This is a genomic window from Streptomyces flavofungini (assembly GCF_041028215.1).
Lineage (GTDB): Bacteria > Actinomycetota > Actinomycetes > Streptomycetales > Streptomycetaceae > Streptomyces > Streptomyces flavofungini_B.
The window spans coordinates 1-18,199 of record NZ_JASKYR010000086.1 but is presented as its reverse complement, the minus strand read 5'-3'; the positions used below and the strand labels follow the sequence as shown (position 1 = coordinate 18,199).

The 18,199-nt window shown below is 72.7% G+C and carries 15 protein-coding genes; 8 read left to right on the top strand and 7 right to left on the bottom strand.

Features of this window, described 5'->3' with window-relative positions; all coding sequences use genetic code 11:
• On the top strand, positions 1–469 hold a 469-nt coding region (locus AB8Z36_RS08905), incomplete at its 5' end, for a cation-translocating P-type ATPase C-terminal domain-containing protein (RefSeq protein ID WP_369212667.1).
• 7 nt (positions 470–476) lie between these two features.
• Entirely contained in the window at positions 477–2,192 is a 1,716-nt protein-coding gene (locus AB8Z36_RS08900) for a SulP family inorganic anion transporter (RefSeq protein WP_369212666.1), read from the top strand.
• A 7-nt stretch (positions 2,193–2,199) separates the two neighbouring features.
• Here AB8Z36_RS08900 and AB8Z36_RS08895 read toward each other — a convergent pair whose 3' ends face one another.
• From AB8Z36_RS08895 to AB8Z36_RS08885, 3 genes are read right to left on the bottom strand one after another with little or no spacing between them, the layout of a single operon-like run.
• A complete protein-coding gene (locus tag AB8Z36_RS08895; RefSeq protein ID WP_369212665.1) occupies positions 2,200–3,699 on the bottom strand; it encodes an alpha-amylase in 1,500 nt (499 codons plus the stop codon).
• Positions 3,696–6,398 carry an MGH1-like glycoside hydrolase domain-containing protein gene (locus AB8Z36_RS08890; RefSeq protein ID WP_369212664.1) on the bottom strand — a complete coding sequence of 901 codons (2,703 nt, stop codon included), beginning with the start codon at positions 6,396–6,398 and terminating at the stop codon, positions 3,696–3,698. The genes AB8Z36_RS08895 and AB8Z36_RS08890 overlap by 4 nt, the downstream gene beginning before the upstream one ends.
• Positions 6,399–6,428: 30 nt before the next feature.
• Positions 6,429–7,826, bottom strand: a complete 1,398-nt coding sequence (locus AB8Z36_RS08885; protein ID WP_369212663.1) for a hypothetical protein — start codon at positions 7,824–7,826, stop codon at positions 6,429–6,431.
• A gap of 136 nt (positions 7,827–7,962) precedes the next feature.
• Between AB8Z36_RS08885 and AB8Z36_RS08880 the strand changes: the two genes are divergently transcribed.
• The 3 genes from AB8Z36_RS08880 (at position 7,963) to AB8Z36_RS08870 (ending at position 11,505) form a co-directional block, all read left to right on the top strand.
• Entirely contained in the window at positions 7,963–8,544 is a 582-nt protein-coding gene (locus AB8Z36_RS08880; protein ID WP_369212662.1) for a DUF1269 domain-containing protein, read from the top strand.
• The gene (locus AB8Z36_RS08875) at positions 8,544–9,029 is read left to right on the top strand and encodes a DUF1269 domain-containing protein (protein WP_369212661.1); all 486 of its coding nucleotides are present in this window, start codon (positions 8,544–8,546) and stop codon (positions 9,027–9,029) included. The genes AB8Z36_RS08880 and AB8Z36_RS08875 overlap by 1 nt, the downstream gene beginning before the upstream one ends.
• A gap of 196 nt (positions 9,030–9,225) precedes the next feature.
• Entirely contained in the window at positions 9,226–11,505 is a 2,280-nt protein-coding gene (locus AB8Z36_RS08870; RefSeq protein WP_369212660.1) for a LuxR C-terminal-related transcriptional regulator, read from the top strand.
• Between the two features lie 33 nt (positions 11,506–11,538).
• Here the strand turns inward: AB8Z36_RS08870 and AB8Z36_RS08865 are convergent, their stop codons facing one another.
• Together AB8Z36_RS08865 and AB8Z36_RS08860 are read right to left on the bottom strand one after the other, a co-directional pair.
• Complete coding sequence (locus AB8Z36_RS08865; protein ID WP_369212659.1) at positions 11,539–12,066, bottom strand: LuxR C-terminal-related transcriptional regulator; 528 nt, start codon at positions 12,064–12,066, stop codon at positions 11,539–11,541.
• 155 nt (positions 12,067–12,221) lie between these two features.
• A complete protein-coding gene (locus tag AB8Z36_RS08860) occupies positions 12,222–12,479 on the bottom strand; it encodes a hypothetical protein (protein WP_369212658.1) in 258 nt (85 codons plus the stop codon).
• Between the two features lie 138 nt (positions 12,480–12,617).
• Here AB8Z36_RS08860 and AB8Z36_RS08855 point away from each other — a divergent pair, with 138 nt between their 5' ends.
• Positions 12,618–13,079, top strand: a complete 462-nt coding sequence (locus tag AB8Z36_RS08855) for a DUF7144 family membrane protein (protein ID WP_369212657.1) — start codon at positions 12,618–12,620, stop codon at positions 13,077–13,079.
• Here the strand turns inward: AB8Z36_RS08855 and AB8Z36_RS08850 are convergent.
• Positions 13,061–14,398: a diacylglycerol/lipid kinase family protein gene (locus AB8Z36_RS08850; protein WP_369212656.1), complete on the bottom strand. Its 1,338-nt coding sequence runs from the start codon at positions 14,396–14,398 to the stop codon at positions 13,061–13,063. The genes AB8Z36_RS08855 and AB8Z36_RS08850 overlap by 19 nt on opposite strands.
• 239 nt (positions 14,399–14,637) lie before the next feature.
• Here AB8Z36_RS08850 and AB8Z36_RS08845 point away from each other — a divergent pair, with 239 nt between their 5' ends.
• Entirely contained in the window at positions 14,638–16,047 is a 1,410-nt protein-coding gene (locus tag AB8Z36_RS08845; protein ID WP_369212655.1) for a DUF2252 domain-containing protein, read from the top strand.
• Between the two features lie 9 nt (positions 16,048–16,056).
• On the opposite strand, the gene AB8Z36_RS08840 is transcribed toward AB8Z36_RS08845, so the two are convergent.
• A complete protein-coding gene (locus tag AB8Z36_RS08840; protein WP_369212654.1) occupies positions 16,057–16,929 on the bottom strand; it encodes a YhjD/YihY/BrkB family envelope integrity protein in 873 nt (290 codons plus the stop codon).
• Between the two features lie 245 nt (positions 16,930–17,174).
• Here AB8Z36_RS08840 and AB8Z36_RS08835 point away from each other — a divergent pair, with 245 nt between their 5' ends.
• Positions 17,175–18,104: an endo-beta-N-acetylglucosaminidase H gene (locus AB8Z36_RS08835; protein WP_369212653.1), complete on the top strand. Its 930-nt coding sequence runs from the start codon at positions 17,175–17,177 to the stop codon at positions 18,102–18,104.
• The last annotated feature ends 95 nt before the right edge of the window (positions 18,105–18,199 follow it).

Genomic DNA, 18,199 nt, shown 5'->3' with positions numbered 1-18,199 from the left:
CAGGAGCGACCTGATGACCCGCCGCCCCCGCCCGCGCGGCCAGCCCGTGATGACGCCCGCCCTGATGCTCACGGTCGGACTGGCGGGCACGGCCGTCGCCGTGGGGCTGCTCGCCATGATCGAGCTGGGCACGGAGCGGTACGACAGCGTCCGGGTCGGCAACTCCATCGCCTTCGCGTCGTTCGCCCTCTGCCTGATCGTGGCCGCCCTGGAGTGCCGCAGCGAGACGGGCACGGTCCTCACGGCGGACACCTTCGACAGCAAGCAGCTCAACTGGACGATGCTGGCGGAGTTCGCGCTCGCCGTCCTGGTGACCCAGACGGACGTCTTCAACCGGCTGCTCGACACCACACCGCTGCGTGCCGGACAGTTCGGCTGGGCCCTGCTTCCGCCGCTCGCGCTGCTGACGCTGTGGGAGCTCGGCAAGCTCGTGGCCCGGCGGCGGGCCGCCGGCGCCGGGCGGCGGTGAGGCCGCGGTGCCCGGGGGACCGCCCGGCCTGAAGACGCTGCGGAACTACCACCGGGAGTGGCTGGCCAAGGACGTCGTCGCGGGCATCGTCCTGAGCACCCTCCTGGTGCCGCAGGGCATGGCGTACGCGGAACTGGCCGGACTGCCCGCGATCACCGGCCTGTACACCTCCGTGCTCTGCCTCCTGGCGTACGCCGTGGCGGGCCCGTCCCGCATCCTGGTGCTCGGGCCCGACTCCTCGCTCGGTCCGATGATCGCCGCGACGGTCCTGCCGCTGGTCGCCGCCGAAGGGGACAGCGCACGCGCGGTGGCCCTCGCCTCTGTGCTCGCCCTGATGGTCGGCGCGATCACGCTCGTCGCGGGGGTGGCGCGCCTGGGCTTCGTCGCCGACCTGATCTCCAAGCCCACCATGATCGGCTACATGAACGGCCTGGCCCTGACCATCCTGATCGGCCAGCTCCCCAAGCTCTTCGGGTTCTCCACGGACGCCGACGGATTGATCGAGGAGTGCGAGGCCTTCGTACGGGCTCTCGCCGACGGTGCGGCGGTACCGGCCGCCGTCGCCGTGGGCGTCGGCTGCATCGCCGTGATCCTGCTCCTCCAGAGGCTGCTGCCGAAGGTCCCCGCCGTCCTGGTCACGGTGGTCCTCGCCATCGCCGCCTCCGTCGTCCTCGGCCTGAAGGACCACGGGGTGCGGACGGTCGGCACGCTCCCCGAGGGGCTGCCGCCGCTGACCGTGCCCGATGTGCGGTGGGACGACCTCGGGCCGCTGTTCGTCGGCGCCCTCGGCATCGCCCTGGTCTCCCTGGCCGACACCATCTCCAACGCTTCCGCCTTCGCCGCCCGCCAGGGCCAGGAGGTCCGCGGCAACGACGAGATGATCGCCATCGGCACGGCGAACGCGGCGGCGGGCCTCTTCCAGGGCTTCCCCGTCAGCACCAGCGGTTCCCGGACGGCCGTCGCGGAGCGGGCGGGTGCCAGGACACAGCTCACCGGGGTGGTCGGGGCGACCCTGATCGTGCTCATGCTCGTCCTGCTGCCGGGGCTCTTCCGCGACCTGCCGCAGCCCACGCTCGCCGCCGTGGTCGTCACGGCCTCGCTGTCACTGGCCGACGCCAAGGGCACGGCGCGCCTGTGGCGGCAGCGCAAGACGGAGTTCCTGCTCTGCATCGCCGCTTTCCTCGGTGTGGCCCTGCTCGGTGTGCTGCCCGGCATCGCGGTCGCGGTGGGCCTGTCCATCCTGAACGTCTTCCGGCGCGCGTGGTGGCCCTACAGCACGGTGCTCGGCCGCGTCCCCGGCCTGGCGGGCTACCACGACGTGCGCTCCTACCCGCGCGCCGAGGAACTGCCCGGCCTGGTGATCCTGCGCTTCGACGCGCCGCTGTTCTTCGCCAACGCCAAGTCCTTCCGCGACGAGGTGCTGCGGTGCACGCGCACCGAGCCGCCGCCGCGGTGCGTGCTGATCGCGGCCGAACCGGTGACCGACGTCGACACGACGGCCGCGGACGTACTGGAGGAACTCGACGAGGCCCTCCAGAACAAGGGGATCGACCTGGTCTTCGCCGAGCTGAAGGACCCGGTGCGGCAGAAGGTCGAACGCTACGGACTGACCCGCGCCTTCGACCCCGGCCACTTCTTCCCGACCGTGGAGAGCGCCGTCGAGGGGTTCCGCCGCGGCAGCGGCGCACGGTGGACCGCCACGCGGCGGCAGCCGGAGGAGTGAGCGGACCTCACCGGCCGCCGGGAGCCTCCGCGGACAGCAGGTGCGCGCCCCACGGCGGCAGATCGACGTACAGACCGCTGCCGAGCAGCTCGGCGCCGGAGCGCCCGTACCGGTGGGAGAGGAGGAGGTCGGTCAGTTCCCAGGCGCCCTCGCCCAGTTCGCCCCAGGGGAGCCGGACGCGGGCCTGCGCCTGGCGGCCGGAGAGGTTCACCACGGTCAGGAACCGGCCCGCGGGCCCCGACCAGCAGGAGGCGACCAGATGCCGGGCGGAGTCGTTGTCGGGCCAGCCCGCACAGTCCAGGAGCCGCCACCGGCCGGTGCGCATGCCGCTGCCGTGGACCCGCGCGAGCAGATGCTCGTGGAAGGCCCGCAGCGCCTGGTCGACGGGCTCGTCGGGACGCCGGTCGAGGAAGACCGGCAGATGGACGCGGCGCCCGGTGAACTGGCCCTCGTGCCAGAGCGTGGCGCCCGGCAGCGTGGCGATGAGCACCGCGGCGGCGCGCTCCTTGGCCGGGGACAGCGTGTGCGCGGCGCGCGGCTCGTCGTGGTTCTCCAGGAACCGGACGAGCCCGCGCTGGTAGCGCTCGTCGGCCCGCAGATGGGAGCGGACGGACGCGGCGTCCTCGTGCAGCAGCCGGTCGTAGAGCCGCTTGTCGTAGCAGAAGTCGAAGCCCTGCTGCTGGAGCGGCCATTCCAGGTCCCAGTACGCCTCCGCGGCGAAGACCATCCGGGGGTGCCGGTCGCGGACCGCCGTGATGACCTCGGGCCAGAAATCCTGCGCGGGCGGGGCGCCCACCCGCTCGCCCCAGGTCCTGGCGAACACGTCGTTCATCAACAGCATCGCCATGTCGCAGCGCACCCCGTCGCAGATCCGGCCGATGCCGTCGAGCACCTGCGCGGTCGCCCGCCGCAGCGCGGGGGCGAAGGCGTCGAGCTGTACGACATCGGGCCAGGGCGGGAAGAAGGGGTCGCGGCCCCGGGCGAGCACGGCCCGCCCGGTGTCGAGGAAGGCGGCCGGGTCGCGCCGGACGTCCGCCGCGCCGCCCCGCACGAAGAACTCGGGGTGCTCGCTCACCCAGGGGCTGTCGGGGGCGACGTGGTTGGGCACGTAGTCGAGGAGCAGTCCGACGCCCCTGCGGTCGAGTTCGGCCCGTGCGGCGGCCAGCCCCTCGGGGCCGCCGAGCGCGGGGTCGGCCTCGTAGCGGCGGATGCAGTACGGCGACCCCGCGATGTCCCGCTCGCCGATGCCGGGGATGGCCTCGGCGAACGCGGTGCGCAGCGAGGGGTCGTCCAGGGCGATGGACCGCCCGCGCGGGCTGCGTTCCCAGACCCCCATCAGCCAGACGGCGTCGACCCCCGGCGGGGTGAGCTCGTCCCAGGCGTCCTTGGGCACCTCGGCGAGCCCGGCCGGATGACCGGCCGCCTGCCCGGTGCGCCGCGCGGTCTCGCGCAGCCACACGCGGGTGTTCACCTCGTGGATGACGGGCTGTGCGGGCAGCGTGCTCATCGGCCGCCCCTCCTTTTGGAGCCGGGGCGGAAGTCGTCGGGGCCGAGCGTTCCGAAGATCTTCATCAGGGCGGCGACCAGACCGGTCCAGCCCGTCTGGTGGGCGGCGCCGATACCGGCGCCGTTGTCGCCGTGGAAGTACTCGAAGAAGGTGATCAGATCCCGCCAGTGCGGGTCGTCGCGGAACTTCGCCTGGCCGCCGTAGACGGGCCGCCGCCCCGACTCGTCGCGCAGGAAGATCCGCCCGAGCCGCGCGGAGATCTCCCCGGCGACCTCGTAGAGGTTCTTGTGCACCCCGGACCCGGTCGGGCACTCGACGGTGAGGTCGTCGCCGTAGAAGCCGTAGAGGTTCAGCAGCGCGCGGATGACCAGCGCGTTCATCGGCAGCCACACCGGGCCGCGCCAGTTGGAGTTGCCGCCGAACATGCCGCTGTCGGACTCGGCGGGCAGATAGGAGACCTTGTACTCCTCGCCGTGCACCCAGAACGAGTACGGGTGCTCCGCGTGGTGCCGGGAGAGCGCCCTGATGCCGTACGGGCTCAGGAACTCGTCCTCCGACAGGAGATGTCCGAGCACCCGCGTCAGCTTCTTCTCGTCCACGACCGAGAGCAGCCGGGGACCGCCCGTCGTGCCCGCCGAGGCCGCCGTCAGCGTCACCGACAGCGAGGGGTGGCGGTCGGCGAAGCGCCGCAGCCGCTCGGTGAGACCGGAGAGGCGCTCCAGCTGCGGCGGCTCGAAGACGGTCGACGCGCAGAGCGGGAGCAGCCCGACCATGGAGCGGATCTTCAGCCGGACGGCCTGCCCGTCGGGCAGCCGGAGCACGTCGTAGAAGAACCCGTCCTCCTCGTCCCACAGCTCGTCGCCGAGGTCCCCGAGCCGGTCCATCGAGGCGGCGATCCACAGGTAGTGCTCGACGAACTTCAGGACCAGCTCCTCGTAGGAGGGGTTGTGCTCGACCAGTTCCACCGCGATCTGGAGCATCGACTGGCAGTACAGCGCCATCCAGGCGGTGCCGTCGGCCTGCTCCAGGGTGCCCCCGGTGGGCAGCGGCGCGCTGCGGTCGAAGACACCGATGTTGTCCAGGCCGAGGAAGCCGCCCTGGAAGACGTTGCGGCCGCTGGGGTCCTTGCGGTTGACCCACCACGTGAAGTTGGTGAGCAGCTTCTGGAAGGTGCGCTCAAGGAACGCGTGGTCGGCGTGGCCGGTCGTGCCCTTCTCCACCGTGTACACGAAGTACGCGGCCCAGGCGTGCACCGGCGGGTTCACGTCGCCGAAGTTCCACTCGTAGGCGGGTATCTGCCCGTTGGGGTGCAGATAGGTGTCGCGCAGCAGCAGTTCGAGCTGTTCCTTGGCGAAGCCGACGTCGACGACGGAGTAGGCCACCGCGTGGAAGGCCAGGTCCCAGGCGGCGAACCAGGGGTACTCCCACTTGTCCGGCATCGACACGATGTCGTCGCTGACCATGTGGAACCACTCGCGGTTGCGGACGCCGGGACGCGGCGGGCTCCACGGGGTCAGGTCGTGCTCGGCGAGCCAGGTCTCCAGGTCGAAGCCGTAGTACTGCTTGGACCAGAGCATTCCGGCGAGCGCCTGGCGCAGTACGCGCGCCTCGTCCTCGCTCGCCCCCTCGGGCGTCAGCTCACGGTAGAAGGCGTCGGCCTCGGCGAGACGGCTCGCGATCACCGCGTCGAACTTCTTCGGCAGCAGCGGGAGGTGGGCGCCGGAGGGGCCGAGGCGCAGCCGCAGCGTCACGGTTCCGCCGGCCGGGACGGTGAGGGTGTGGTGCACGGAGGCCTTGGTGCCGTGCCGTGCCGGATTGACCGCGCCCATGTCGCCGTCGACCACGCGGCGTCCGATGCCGTCCTTGACGTAGGGCGAGGCGTTGGGGGTGGCGAAGAGGCGCTCGTTGTTGGTCTCGTTCTCGGTGAACAGCAGCTCCGCGGAGCTGTCGCACCGCAGGTCGTAGCTGCCGAGTTCCGGGTGCTCGGCCCGGATGGCGAGGGTCGGACGCGGGCTCTCGACGGCCCGCAGGACCGGCTTGGGGGTCTCGCCGGGGTGCTCGCCCCAGGACCAGGTGTTGCGGAACCACAGCGTCGGCAGGACATGCAGGGTGGCCTCGTCGGGGCCGCGGTTGTCGACGGTGACCCGCATCAGCACGTCGTCGTGGTCGGCCTTGGCGTACTCCACCGTCACGTCGAAGTACCGGTCGTCGTCGAACACCCCGGTGTCCAGGAGCTCGTACTCGAAGTCCTGCCGCGTGCGCCCGCCGTTGACCGCGACGAGGTCGTTGTACGGGAACGCCGCCTGCGGGTACTTGTACAGGTAGCGCAGATAGGAGTGGCTGGGAGTGCTGTCGAGGTAGAAGTAGTACTCCTTGACGTCCTCGCCGTGATTGCCCTCCTGGTTGGTGAGGCCGAAGGCGCGCTCCTTGAGGATCGGGTCGCGGCCGTTCCACAGGGCGAGCGCGAGGCAGAGCCGCTGCTTGTCGTCGCAGATGCCGCCGAGCCCGTCCTCGCCCCAGCGGTAGGCGCGCGAGCGCGCGTGGTCGTGCGGGAAGTAGGACCAGGCGTCACCGCCTGGGCTGTAGTCCTCGCGGACCGTGCCCCACTGGCGCTCGCTGAGGTAGGGACCCCACAGACGTGAGCTGCCGCCCGTTTCGCCGGCCATTCCGGAGCGGCCCGCGTGCGTCTGCCTCTTCATGGACGGCCTCCCTGCGTCGGCCCGGCCCGTTCAGCCAGGGGCGCCAGTCTTGGCGGGGGCCCCGGGGGCCGCCTCCCCTTCTGGGGGTGAGGCTTCCGCCCGCGCCACAAGCGTGATCGCGAGTTCGTACGCCCCCAGCAGGACGCCGGTCACCAGCAGGCCGGTCCACGACGACAGGAGCAGCGCCACCAGGGCCGCCACGACGACGCCGGAGACCCGCAGCACATCGGCGTGCCGGGCCAGCCAGGGCCGCACCGTTGTCTTCCTCTCGCCGAGCCGGTCACCGGCGTGTGCGAGGAAGTGCCCGGTGGCGCGGGCGCCCCGCGCCACGAGCCCGCGCAGCAGCACCGGCAGCCTGCCGGGCCCCGCCAGATAGGCGATGACGGCGATGGCGACGCCGAGCCACAGCAGCTGGTCGCCGCGTTCACGGAGGGTGGTGAAGATCGTCCACAGGGCGGAGCGCACGCCCTCGCGGTAGACCCCGGGCGGCACCTGGCCCAGCAGCTGATCCCGCACCGCCCGCAGGGCGGTCGACAGCGCCGTGACGGTCACCACCAGCCACAGGCCGAGCTGGAGCAGCGTGCGCCTGCGGTTCGGGGAGACCCACAGGGCGATGCCGAGCAGCACCGGCACGGCGATCAGCAGCCCCACCACCGCGCGCTTGAAGACCAGGACGGCGTCCTGGAGCCGCCCCAGCTCGTGCCGGTTGTAGAGCCGGATCTGCGCGAAGTCCTCGGGCAGGTCGACGCCGAGCGCCTTCTCGACGCGGTCGTGCAGACCGGGCGGGATCTCACCGGAGGAGAGGGCGGGCAGATCGAGCTCCTTGCCGAACAGGGTGGGGAGCCGCTCCTCCAGGGAGCGCAGAAGGTTGTTGATCATCGGCAGCAGGTTCAGGGTGACCGTGTCGCCCTGAACCCGTACGTTGTCGTTGCTCCTTTCGAGGACCGCGACGATCCGGGCGTGGGCCCGCCGGTTCATCTCCCGCCACAGCTCCTGGAACCGGTCGTCGGCGATGAGCTTGGAGACCGAGTCCCGCAGGTAGTCGTGGACGGCCCCGGTGACCGGTGCCGCGAGGAACGAGGCGCGCGGCGGCAGCGCGTCGGACAGCCGCTGCTCGACGTCCACCTGGTCGAAGATCTCGTCCGTCAGGTACTTCGAGACGGCGGCGTTGACCTTCGGGTCCTCGGGCAGCGGGCCCACCGTGGCGATCCAGCGGTCGGTGTTCAGGGTGGTCCGCGAGCCCCACACGCCGACGACCGAGGAGACGGCGACCACGGCGACCAGGGCGATCAGCACCGCGGCGACGGCCCGCCGTACGGACAGCGTACGGGCGTGGCGCCGCCGTTCGGCCGCCGAGCGGTCACGGAGCCGCTCCACCTCGGCCCGCAGCCGCCGGACTTCCGCCTCGGACGTCTCGTCGTCGCTCATCGGTGCCCCACCTCCACGGGCCACCGTGGCCGCTGCCGGGCCCGTCTCCCTCACCTGTGGCGGGTGACGCGACCCGACCGGCCGTACCGCTGTGATGGCGGCTGTGACGGCGGCAGTTCCGCCGAAGGGAGGCACCATGGCTGAGATCGGACCGGTCCAGCTCCTGACGATCGGCTTCGGCCCGGACGCCAAGTTCGAGGGGCGGGTCGTCGAGGAGCTCGCGGTCCTGGAGTCCAACGAGCAGATCCACGTCCTGGACCTGCTCTTCGTGGGCAAGGAGACCACCGGGGAGCTGGTCACCCTCGACTTCCAGGCGGAGGGGATGGGGGAGACCGTCGCCGCGCTGCTCGGCATCTCCGCCGAGTGGTTCAAGGGGGCACAGGACGTTTATCCGAGCGTCGCCGAGGGCAACGCCTTCGGCCTGTCGCTCACCCAGATCAGGGACATGGCCGACTCCCTCGACCCCGGCACCGCGGCGGCCTTCGTCCTCCTGGAACACGTCTGGGCGAAGCACCTGCGCAAGGCCGTCCGCGACGCCGGTGGCGTGCCCGTGGCGGAGGGCTTCCTCACCGAAGAGGCACTCGAACCCGTCGCCGCCGCACTCATCAGGGCGGCACGGCGCTCCGGCGAACCCGTACTCAATGGCAGCAACGGCGTCAACGGCGGCAACGGAGCACAGCCGGACCCGAAGGAACGCGACAACCACAGGAGGGCCTGATGGCCGATCTCGTCGTACTCGGATTCTCCGACAAGGAGAAGGCGGAGGCCGTACTGGCCCTCGCCAAGGACATGTCCAAACAGGAGCTGCTCGACCTGGAGGACGCGGCGATCGCCTGGCGGACCATGGACGGCAAGATCCATGTGCACCAGACGTACAGCACGACCGGCGTCGCGGCGGCCGGCGGCGCGCTGTGGGGCTCGCTGTTCGGGCTGCTCTTCCTGATGCCGGTGTTCGGTGCCGCGGTGGGAGCCGCCACCGGCGCCGTCGCGGGCAAGCTCACCGACGTCGGGATCAACGACGCCTTCATCAAGGAGATCGCGGGAACGCTCGAACCGGGACGTTCCGCCGTCTTCGCGCTGGTGCGCCGCTCGACCCCCGACCGGGTACGTGACGCCCTGCGCCCCTTCAACCCCAGCGTGATCCGTACCTCGCTGACCAAGGACCGGGAGGAGGAGCTGGTCGAGGCGCTCCGGGAGGACTGACCGAGGCGCATCGGTCCGCGGGTGCGGGCGCTTCTCCCGGCGGGGACGGGTGTCCCTGTCGTGCGCGCCGTCGCACGCCGTCGCACGCCGGAACTTCACCCGGGTGAGATGACGCCCGCACGCGCGCCGCGCCCGAGGCGTCGGCCCCACACTTGCCTGTGCCGCACCGCACGACTGCGAGAGCGAGGTGGGGGCCATGGCCGAGTGGTCACACCCGGGGGGTGACGCCCCGGGCCCGGGGGCCGCGGGCACCGCGCCCGCACTGCCCCAGTGGCTGGTCCCCCGCCCCCGGCTGACGGCCMSSSKSSCCCGGGGCACGCTCAAGCCCCTGACCGTGGTCGTCGGCCCGGTGGGCGCGGGCAAGACGGCCCTCGGCCTGGAATGGGCGCACACCCGGCGCCCGCCGGGCCCGCTGGCCTGGGTCACCTGCGACGGCAGGGCCGAGCAGCCGTGCGTGTTCTGGCCGCGGGTGGTCGGTGCCCTGCGCGCCGCGGGTGTGGACCTGACGGAACACGTCTCGGCGGGCGAGGGCCCGCTGCTCGTGGCGGCGCTCGCGCGCGAACTGAACGGGCGCGACGAGCCGGTGGTCCTGGTCCTCGACGACTTCCAGCCCGCCCCCGGCTCCCCGGTCGCCGAGGGCGTCACGAGCCTGCTGCGGCACACCGCGGGTGTGCTGCGCCTCGTGGTCCTCGCCCGCCGTGACCCGCCCCTGCACCTGCACCGCGGACGGCTCACCGGCGAACTCACCGAACTGCGCACCGCCGACCTCGCCTTCGACGACCGGGAGACGGCCGCCCTGCTCGCCCAGCACGGCATCGAGGTGCCCCGGCAGACCGTCAGCGTGCTGCGCCGCCACACCGACGGCTGGGCGGCGGGGCTGCGGCTGGCCGCGATGTCCCTGGAGAAGCGGAGCGACCCCGAGCGGTTCGTGAACGACTTCGCGGGCGACGACGAGGCGATCGCCAGCTACCTCGTCGAGGAGGTGCTCGACCTCCAGCCGCCCGGCATGCGCAGACTGCTGCTGACGACGAGCGTGCTCGACCGGATGAACGCCGAACTGGCCGCCGAGCTCTCCGGCGAGGAGGCGGGCGGCCACTTCGCCGCCCTCGTCAGGGACAACTCCTTCCTCCGGCCCGTGGGCCAGGGCTGGTTCCGCTGCCACCAGATGTTCGCCGACGTCCTGCGGATGCGGCTGCGCCATGAGGAGCCGGGGCTCGTCCCGGTGCTGCACGGCCGGGCGGCGGCATGGTTCGTGGCACACGGCGCGCTGGCCGACGCCGTACGCCATCTGCTCGCCGCGGGCGACTGGGCCCGGATCGGCCGGGTGGTCGTGGACCGCCTGGCGATCGGCCAGGTCCTCGGCCCGGCCAAGACCCGCCTCTCGCCCGAACTGCTGCGGCTCCTGCCCGCCGACCTGGCCGCCGACGAGCCCGAACTCGTGCTGCTCGCCGCGGCGGTCGCCCAGACGCACGGCGACGACCAGGCGTGCACGCGGTACATGGAGAGCGCGCGGCGGCTCCTGGCCGAGCTGCCGGAGGAGGACGACGACCGAGCGGCGCGGTGCCGCCTCGCCCACGCGGTGATCCGCATGGAGCGGCTGCGCACCCGTGCGCCGCGCGAGGCGCGGGCGGCGGCGGCCGACGCGGCGGCGGCCTCGGCGCGCCTGCCGCACGCCGCGCTGGCCCAGCGCCCCGAGATCACCGCCCTCACCCTCGCGATCCGGGGCGGCGGCGAGCTGCGGGAGGGCGCCCTGAAGGCGGCCGAGGCCTCGCTCACCGGCGGGCTCAAGGCCGCGGGCGCCGCGGGCAACGGCGCGCTGCGCAGGGACTGCCTGGCCGAGCTCGCGCTCCTTGAGGTGCTGCGCGGACGGTGCAGGGCCGCCGACGAGCTGACCAAGCAGGCCGTCCTGCCGCCCCTGCCCGCGTGGAGCGCGGCCGAACCCGCGCGGGCCGCCCTGCACATGGCGCGTGCCTGGGTCGAGCTGGCGCGCGGGGACCACGGCCGGGCCCGCCGTGAACTCGCCGACGCGCAGGCCGTGCTCGGCGCCCGGCCCGCCGCCTTCCTGTCCGGGGTCGGCTCCCTGCTGGCGGGGCTGATCGGCACGGTGGAGCGCGGCGGCCCGCGCGATGTGCCGATCGGCGACATGGTGGCCGGGGCGCGGCTGCCCCGCGCGGTGCTGCGGACGGTGGTTCCCGCCTGCGCCGCCCTGATCGACCCCGCCCGGCCCGCACGTCCCGTGCTCCCCGGCGCGCCGGAGGCCGCGGGCGGCACGGTCGCCGTCGCCGAGCGGCTCAGCGCACGCGAGCGCGATGTGCTGAGCCGCCTCGCCCAGATGATGACGACCGAGGAGATCGCCGAGGACCTGTACCTCTCGGTCAACACCGTGAAGACCCACCTCAAGAGCGTCTACCGCAAACTGGCCGTGACCCGGCGCTCGGCAGCCGTGCGCCGGGCCCGTGAGCTCCAGTTGCTGTGACGTCTCTCCGCCGTGTTCCGGGGTGCCGGGGCCCTACACCAGCCCCAGCTCGCGCGCCCGGAGCACGGCCTCGGCGCGTGACGCCGCCCCGAGCTTGCGGTACACGGCCCGCGAGTGACTCTTGGCCGTGTTGTACGAGACGTACATCCTGTCCGCGATCTCCCGCAGGGACGCCTCCTCCTGAAGCTGCCGGAGGAGCGCGAGCTGCTGGTTCGTGAGGGGGGCGCCGGGCGACGGCACACCGGGCGGCGGTACGCCTGGCGACGGCACCCCGGGCGACGGTACGCCGGACGGTGGCACGAGGCGGGGCGGGGTGGCGGGTGCGGCCACCGAGTCGAGCACCGCCGTCGCGTCGTTCATCAGAGCCGTCGCGCTCTGCGGGTCCGCCACGTCGTGGGCGGCCCGCATCAGGACCGCGGCGACCCACACCAGACAGGTCGCCACGGCCGTCTCCGCACTGTCCTCCCGGCGGCCGATCGACCGCAGATGCCTGTGCAGGACGAACACTTCTCCAGCGGTCGGCGAATGACCGGCCGACTCCGCGCACACTGCTGCGGACATGCCCTTCACCTCCCCTTGTGCAGGGCATTACTCCTCCACAGTGGGGAAGGCCGAGCAGGTCGGGAAGAGGCTTGTCGGTCCCGTTCTCAAGGGGGCTCGACGGGGATCCGCCCTTCCCGCGGGGGCGGTTCCGCGACACCGGGCCGCTCGCCGGGTCAGGCCTCGCCACCGGCCCCGGGGAGCCTTCGCACCTCAAGGAGCTCCAGGCCCAGCGCCTGGATGCGGTCGAGGATTCCGTACAGGGCCGCCTGGTCGAGCTCGGCGCCGAGGAGGACCGTCTCGGCCGGGCGCATCTCGACCGCGAGCTCGCCGAAGGCCGACCGGAAGGCCTCACCGAACCTGCCCCGCACCCGGATCTCGAAGTCGGCGCGGCCCGGGGGCGTCCCCGCCGCGCTCGCGTGCGCCCTGCCCATGGCGTCACCTCCCGATGCGACGGCCTGGCCTCGGCTCCATTCTCGCGGTGTCAGGGCCAGGAGCCTCATCCGCTGCGGGTGAACCGGCGGGCGGGGGCGGCGCAGGATGCTCCGGCTCCACGACGAAGGAGGCTCGACATGGCTGGACAGACCTCACCGCGGCAGGCCCGCTCCGAGGCGGGGGAGCCGGAGGTGCGCATCAATCCGGTCGCCCTCGGCGGAGTGGTCTTCGCCGCGTGCGTGATGGGCATCAGCGGTACGTTCAACGCGATCGCGGGGCTCGCCACGGTCCTCAACGACAATTTCCAGCAGGCCCAGAGCGACTACCCCTTCGACTTCAACGTCAACGCCAGGGGCTGGATCCAGATGATCTCCGGCGTCATCGTCCTGGCCGCCGCGCTCAACCTGTTCTCCGGGCGCACCTGGGCCCGCGTGGTGGGCATCGTGGTCGTCGGCCTCAGCGCGGTGGAGAACTTCTTCTTCACCCCGTACTACCCGGCGTGGTCCGCGCTCATCATCTTCCTGGACATCCTGGTGATCTGGTCGCTCGTCATGTACGGACACCGCGAGGCACACAAGGCCTACGGCGCTCCGCTGTGATCACCGCCGCCGCGGGCGGCACCGTCAACGGCCCCCGCGTCCCGGCGGCCCGAGGCGAACCCGAGCCTGCCGATCTGCCGCCAGTCGAGCGGCGGGCGCTCCTGGTACGCCCCCGGCCGCCGCCGCGGCACGACCACGCGCAGCGCGCCCGGCCGCACCTCGCACCGCACCGGGGTCGGCATCCGCACCGCCTCCCCGWCGACACTCCGGGCGGTGGTCCGCGCCAGCCCCGCCGACCTGTTGCCGCGCAGCAGCCCCGCGGCCTGCGCGGCGCTCCTGACCCGCACACCGACACAGCCGAGCACCCCGCCGTCCAGGCGCGTACGGCGGCCGAGCCCCGCGACATCGTGTGACCCGTAGGGGTTGTTGCTCACCAGCAGGGCCTGCGGCTCCGAAAACTCACGCTCACCGGCGCGCGCCGTCAGCCGGGCGCCCCGGTGTCCCATCAGCAGGTCGGGCAGGAGCTGGAGGGTGGTGCGGGTCTTGTCGTCCCGGTAGGACGGGCTCTGCACCACTTCCGCGTAGGCGCCGAACGACACGTTGTTGACGAAGGGGCGCCCGCCCGCGCGGCCGAGGTCCACCCGCAGCTCCACCCCGTCGCGCAGGGCGCCCAGGGCCTTCGACGGGTCCTCCCGGTCGAGGCCCAGATCCAGCGCGAAGTGGTTGCGGGTGCCCGCGGGGATCACCAGGAAGGGCAGGTCGAGGGCGGCCGCGACATCGGCGACCAGCGCCTGGGTCCCGTCGCCGCCCGCGACCCCGAGCAGGTCGGCGCCCTCTGCGGCACACGTGCGGGCCAGGGCCGCCACATCGGTCTTCTCGCGCCACTCCAGGAGCTTCACCTCGGCGCCGAGCGCCTCCGCCTGCTCGCGCAGCCCGAAGCGGCGTACCTTGCCGCCGCCGGAGCGCGGATTCATGATCAGCACCGGGCGGCGCGGCCTCGGCGCCGGCCGTTCGGGCATCGTCTCCGGGGCCGGGCGCAGGCCGATGGCGGCCCGGCCCGTGCCCGCCGCGAGGAGCCACAGCGCGACCGAGAGAACGGCCACCCACACCAGGTTGGCCCTGGCGTACTCGACCAGGACCCAGAGCGGCGCGGCGAGCGCCAGCACCACCGCGAGCAGCCGGAACACCCCCCGCCTGCTGACCGCCCACCAGACCGCCGCGACGGAGACGACGAGCCCCGCGAGCCCCACCCCGAGCAGCCCGAAGGTGCGCACGCCCGCGAACACGGCGAGTACGAGCACGGCGGCGACCGCGGAGGTGAGGGAGGCACGGGCGAGCCACCGCTGGCCGCGCGGCCCGAAACCGCGCGGCCCGGGCACGGCACGCGTTCCCGGCCATGTGTGCGTTCCACGCTCATGAGGCAGTCCACGCATCGGCGGTTCCATGCGGGGCAGTCTGCTGCGCCGCCGCGCGCCGGACCTCACCCCTGGCAGGCGACCTCACACGGGCAGGGTGACGCCGGGCGGCCGGTCCTCGCCCAGAGTCCGTAGCGCCGGGCGCGGGCCTGACGGAACAGCCGCCCGGCCACCGTAGAAGGCTCGTCGAAAGGGAGTGCGCCATGACCGGGACCACGAGCCCTCACCTCACCCCGGCGGAGCGGGCCACGCGGGGACGGGCCGCGCGGTCCAGGGTCCCGCGGCCGAGCCATGGCGACTTCGCCCCCGCACCCGGCCGCCCCGACCCGGTGGACGTGCTCGAACGGCAGTCGGCGAGCAGGCTCACCGAGCTGGTGCCCATCCGCTACGGCCGCATGCTGGAGTCGCCGTTCCGCTTCTACCGGGGAGCGGCCGCGATCATGGCCGCCGACCTCGCCACCACCCCGGCCAGCGGCCTGCGCGCCCAGCTCTGCGGCGACGCGCACATGATGAACTTCCGGCTGCTCGCCTCGCCGGAGCGGCGCCTGATGTTCGACGTCAACGACTTCGACGAGACCCTGCCAGGACCCTGGGAGTGGGACGTGAAACGCCTGGCGGCCAGCCTCGTCATCGCCGGGCGCGGCAACGGCTACAACCGGTCGGAGCGGGCCCGCACGGTGAGCCGGGCGGTCCGCTCGTACCGTACGGCCATGGCGGAGTTCGCCGGGATGCGGACCCTGGACGTCTGGTACGCGCGGATCGACGCGGAGGAGCTCTTCGCCACGATGTCCGGCCGCCTCGACACCCGGGCGCGGCAACGGATGTCCCGTACGCTCAAGAAGGCCCGCACCCGCGACCACCTTCAGGCGCTGGAGAAGCTGGCCGGAACCCTCGGCGGCGAACCCCGCATCGTCCMCGACCCGCCCCTCGTCACCCCGCTCGGCGTCCTCATGCCCGGCGTCGAACGCAAGATCCTGGAGGAGCAGCTCAGGGATCTGATCGAGCGTTACGCGCACACCCTGCCCGCCGACCGCAGGGCGCTGCTCGCCCAGTACCGCGTGGTGGACATGGCCCGCAAGGTGGTCGGCGTGGGCAGCGTGGGCACCCGGTGCTGGATCATCCTGCTGCTCGGCCGTGACGACGAGGACCCGCTGCTGCTCCAGGCCAAGGAGGCGCAGCAGTCGGTGCTCGCGGACTTCGCGGGGCCGAGCGGCCACGTCAATCAGGGGGAGCGGGTCGTCGCGGGCCAGCGGATGATGCAGGCGACGAGCGACATGTTCCTCGGCTGGGAGCGGGTGGAGGGCCTCGACGGCCGCGAACGCGACTTCTACCTGCGGCAGTTGCGCGACTGGAAGGCCATCCCGCAGCCCGATCTGATGACCCCCGACGTCATGCGGCTCTTCGCCAGGCTGTGCGGAGCGACACTGGCCCGCGCCCACGCGCGCTCCGGCGACCGCATCGCCATCGCCGCCTATCTGGGCCGCTCGGACGCCTTCGACCGGGCCGTCGTCCGCTTCGCCGAGGCCTACGCGGACCAGAACGAGCGCGATTACCGGGCGCTGGCGGAGGCGGTACGGGATGGCCGGGTGACGGCGGCGGACGACCCCCGGTAGTCCCGCGCGTCACTTGCGGCCGCCGGAGCGTTCCGGCGCCTCCGGTTCGGCCTCCGGCACGGCGGTACGGGTGTGCCGCGCGACGAACCGCGCGGCCTCGTCGAGGTGGCGCCGCAGGACCTTCTCCTGGCACAGCGTCCGGCCGACGGCGATGCCGAACACGACGACGGTGAAGAGCACGATCAGCCAGGACAGCAGGGTGAACACCGAGCCGAGCGCCCCGTAACGGTCCTCGCTCACCCGCAGCGCGCGCGGCAGCCAGAGCCCCGACACGGCGCCGAGCCCGACCGTCCCGGTACCGGTCAGCAGGGCACCCGGCAGCAGCAGCCGCCACGGCACCCGGCCCACGAGCAGCAGGTGCTGGGTCCACCACCACAGCAGGACCGCGGCGATGAGCTGGAGCGCCACGCCGAGGGCCGGGCCCGCGCCGAACGCCCGGCGCAGCGTGCCCTGCACGATCAGCATCGCGGCCCAGACGAGCAGCCACACGGCCCAGCGCCAGGCGACGAGCCGGACGGCCGCCCGGGGCAGCTCCCAGGAGCGCTCGCACAGCCGTTGCAGGGCCCGTGTGAAGGCCGTCGCCGACAGGAGCGCGACCAGCACACCCACCGCGCCCCAACTGTGCAGCGCGGTGTCGCCGCCCGTGGCCAGCTCCTCGGTCTGCGCGATCACGGGCCCGGCGGCACCGAGCAGCGTACGCAGTGAGCGCAGCAGCTCCTCCCGGACGCCCCGAGGGCAGAACGACGCCACGGCGATGAGCAGTGGCAGGCAGGCCAGAAAGGCCTGGGCCGCGAGGCGTGTCGCCATGTCGAGGATGCTGACGCGGACGAGCTGCTGCACGACGCGGCCCACCAGCGGCCCGACGACACCGGCGATCGGCATGACGGCGTCCTCTCGTGGCGGGGCTCGTTGCTACCGGCCACCCTGCGGGCCTCCGGCGCGCGGCACGTCGCCCTCAGCGGGTGACGCGGGTGAGACGCGCCGCGGGGCCGCGAGGTGCGTGGGAGTCGTGAAGAGTTCGCGCGCGAATCTTGGGATTCCTGCGACAAAGGGGAAAACTCGGAGGGCCCACTCGGCGCTCCCGGACAGGTCGGGCGCCGACCCATGCGATGGGAGACCGATCAACGATGTTCACTCTGGTACGGAGCAGAGCGCGGACCGCCGCGCTCGCCCTTTCGGCCGTCGCGGCCCTCGCCTTCGCCACGACCGCCATGACCGACGCGGCAGCGGCCCCCGCTCCCGCCCCCGCCGCCAGGAAACAGGGGCCGACCTCGGTGGCGTACGTCGAGGTGAACAACAACAGCATGCTGAACGTCGGCAAGTACACCCTCGCCAACGGCGGCGGCAACGTCTTCGACGTCGCCGTGATCTTCGCGGCGAACATCAACTACGACACGACCAAGAAGGCGGCGTATCTGTACTTCAACGAGAACGTGCAGCGAGTCCTTGACAACGCTGCCACGCAGATACGGCCGTTGCAGCAGAAGGGCATCAAGGTCGTCCTCTCGGTGCTCGGCAACCACGAGGGCGCGGGCTTCGCCAACTTCCCCTCCCAGCAGGCGGCTTCGGCCTTCGCCAAGCAGATGTCGGACACCGTCTCCAAGTACGGCCTCGACGGCATCGACTTCGACGACGAGTACGCCGAGTACGGCAAGAACGGCACCGGCCAGCCCAACGCCAGCTCGTTCGTGCACCTGGTGACCGCGCTGCGCGCGAACATGCCGGACAAGATAATCAGCCTCTACAACATCGGCCCGTCCGCGTCGCGCCTCTCCTGCGGCGGCACCGATGTCTCCGCCAAGTTCGACTACGCCTGGAACCCGTACTACGGCACCTGGCAGGTCCCCGGCATCTCCCTGCCCAAGTCGAAACTGTCGCCCGCGGCCGTCGAGATCGGCCGCACCTCGCGCGGCACGGTCACCGACCTCGCCCGCCGCACCGTCAGCGGCGGTTACGGCGTCTACCTGACGTACAACCTCGACGGCACCGACCGCAGCGCCGACGTCTCCGCCTTCACCAAGGAGCTGTACGGCAGTGCCGCCGTCTACACGCGATAAGCGTCGCCCCCTCCCGTAGCTCCGCGATCCACACGGGCCGCGCTCTCGACAACGATGTCGGGGGCGCGGTTCGGAGGGAGCCGACGGGGGGCGGT

Coding starts and splice junctions, on each gene's coding strand:
- AB8Z36_RS08875 (WP_369212661.1), top strand. CDS start 8,544: ATGGCCGATCTCGTCGTACTCGGATTCTCCGACAAGGAGAAGGCGGAG.
- AB8Z36_RS08860 (WP_369212658.1), bottom strand. CDS start 12,479: ATGGGCAGGGCGCACGCGAGCGCGGCGGGGACGCCCCCGGGCCGCGCC.
- AB8Z36_RS08855 (WP_369212657.1), top strand. CDS start 12,618: ATGGCTGGACAGACCTCACCGCGGCAGGCCCGCTCCGAGGCGGGGGAG.
- AB8Z36_RS08880 (WP_369212662.1), top strand. CDS start 7,963: ATGGCTGAGATCGGACCGGTCCAGCTCCTGACGATCGGCTTCGGCCCG.
- AB8Z36_RS08890 (WP_369212664.1), bottom strand. CDS start 6,398: ATGAAGAGGCAGACGCACGCGGGCCGCTCCGGAATGGCCGGCGAAACG.
- AB8Z36_RS08835 (WP_369212653.1), top strand. CDS start 17,175: ATGTTCACTCTGGTACGGAGCAGAGCGCGGACCGCCGCGCTCGCCCTT.
- AB8Z36_RS08865 (WP_369212659.1), bottom strand. CDS start 12,066: ATGTCCGCAGCAGTGTGCGCGGAGTCGGCCGGTCATTCGCCGACCGCT.
- AB8Z36_RS08895 (WP_369212665.1), bottom strand. CDS start 3,699: ATGAGCACGCTGCCCGCACAGCCCGTCATCCACGAGGTGAACACCCGC.
- AB8Z36_RS08885 (WP_369212663.1), bottom strand. CDS start 7,826: ATGAGCGACGACGAGACGTCCGAGGCGGAAGTCCGGCGGCTGCGGGCC.
- AB8Z36_RS08840 (WP_369212654.1), bottom strand. CDS start 16,929: ATGCCGATCGCCGGTGTCGTCGGGCCGCTGGTGGGCCGCGTCGTGCAG.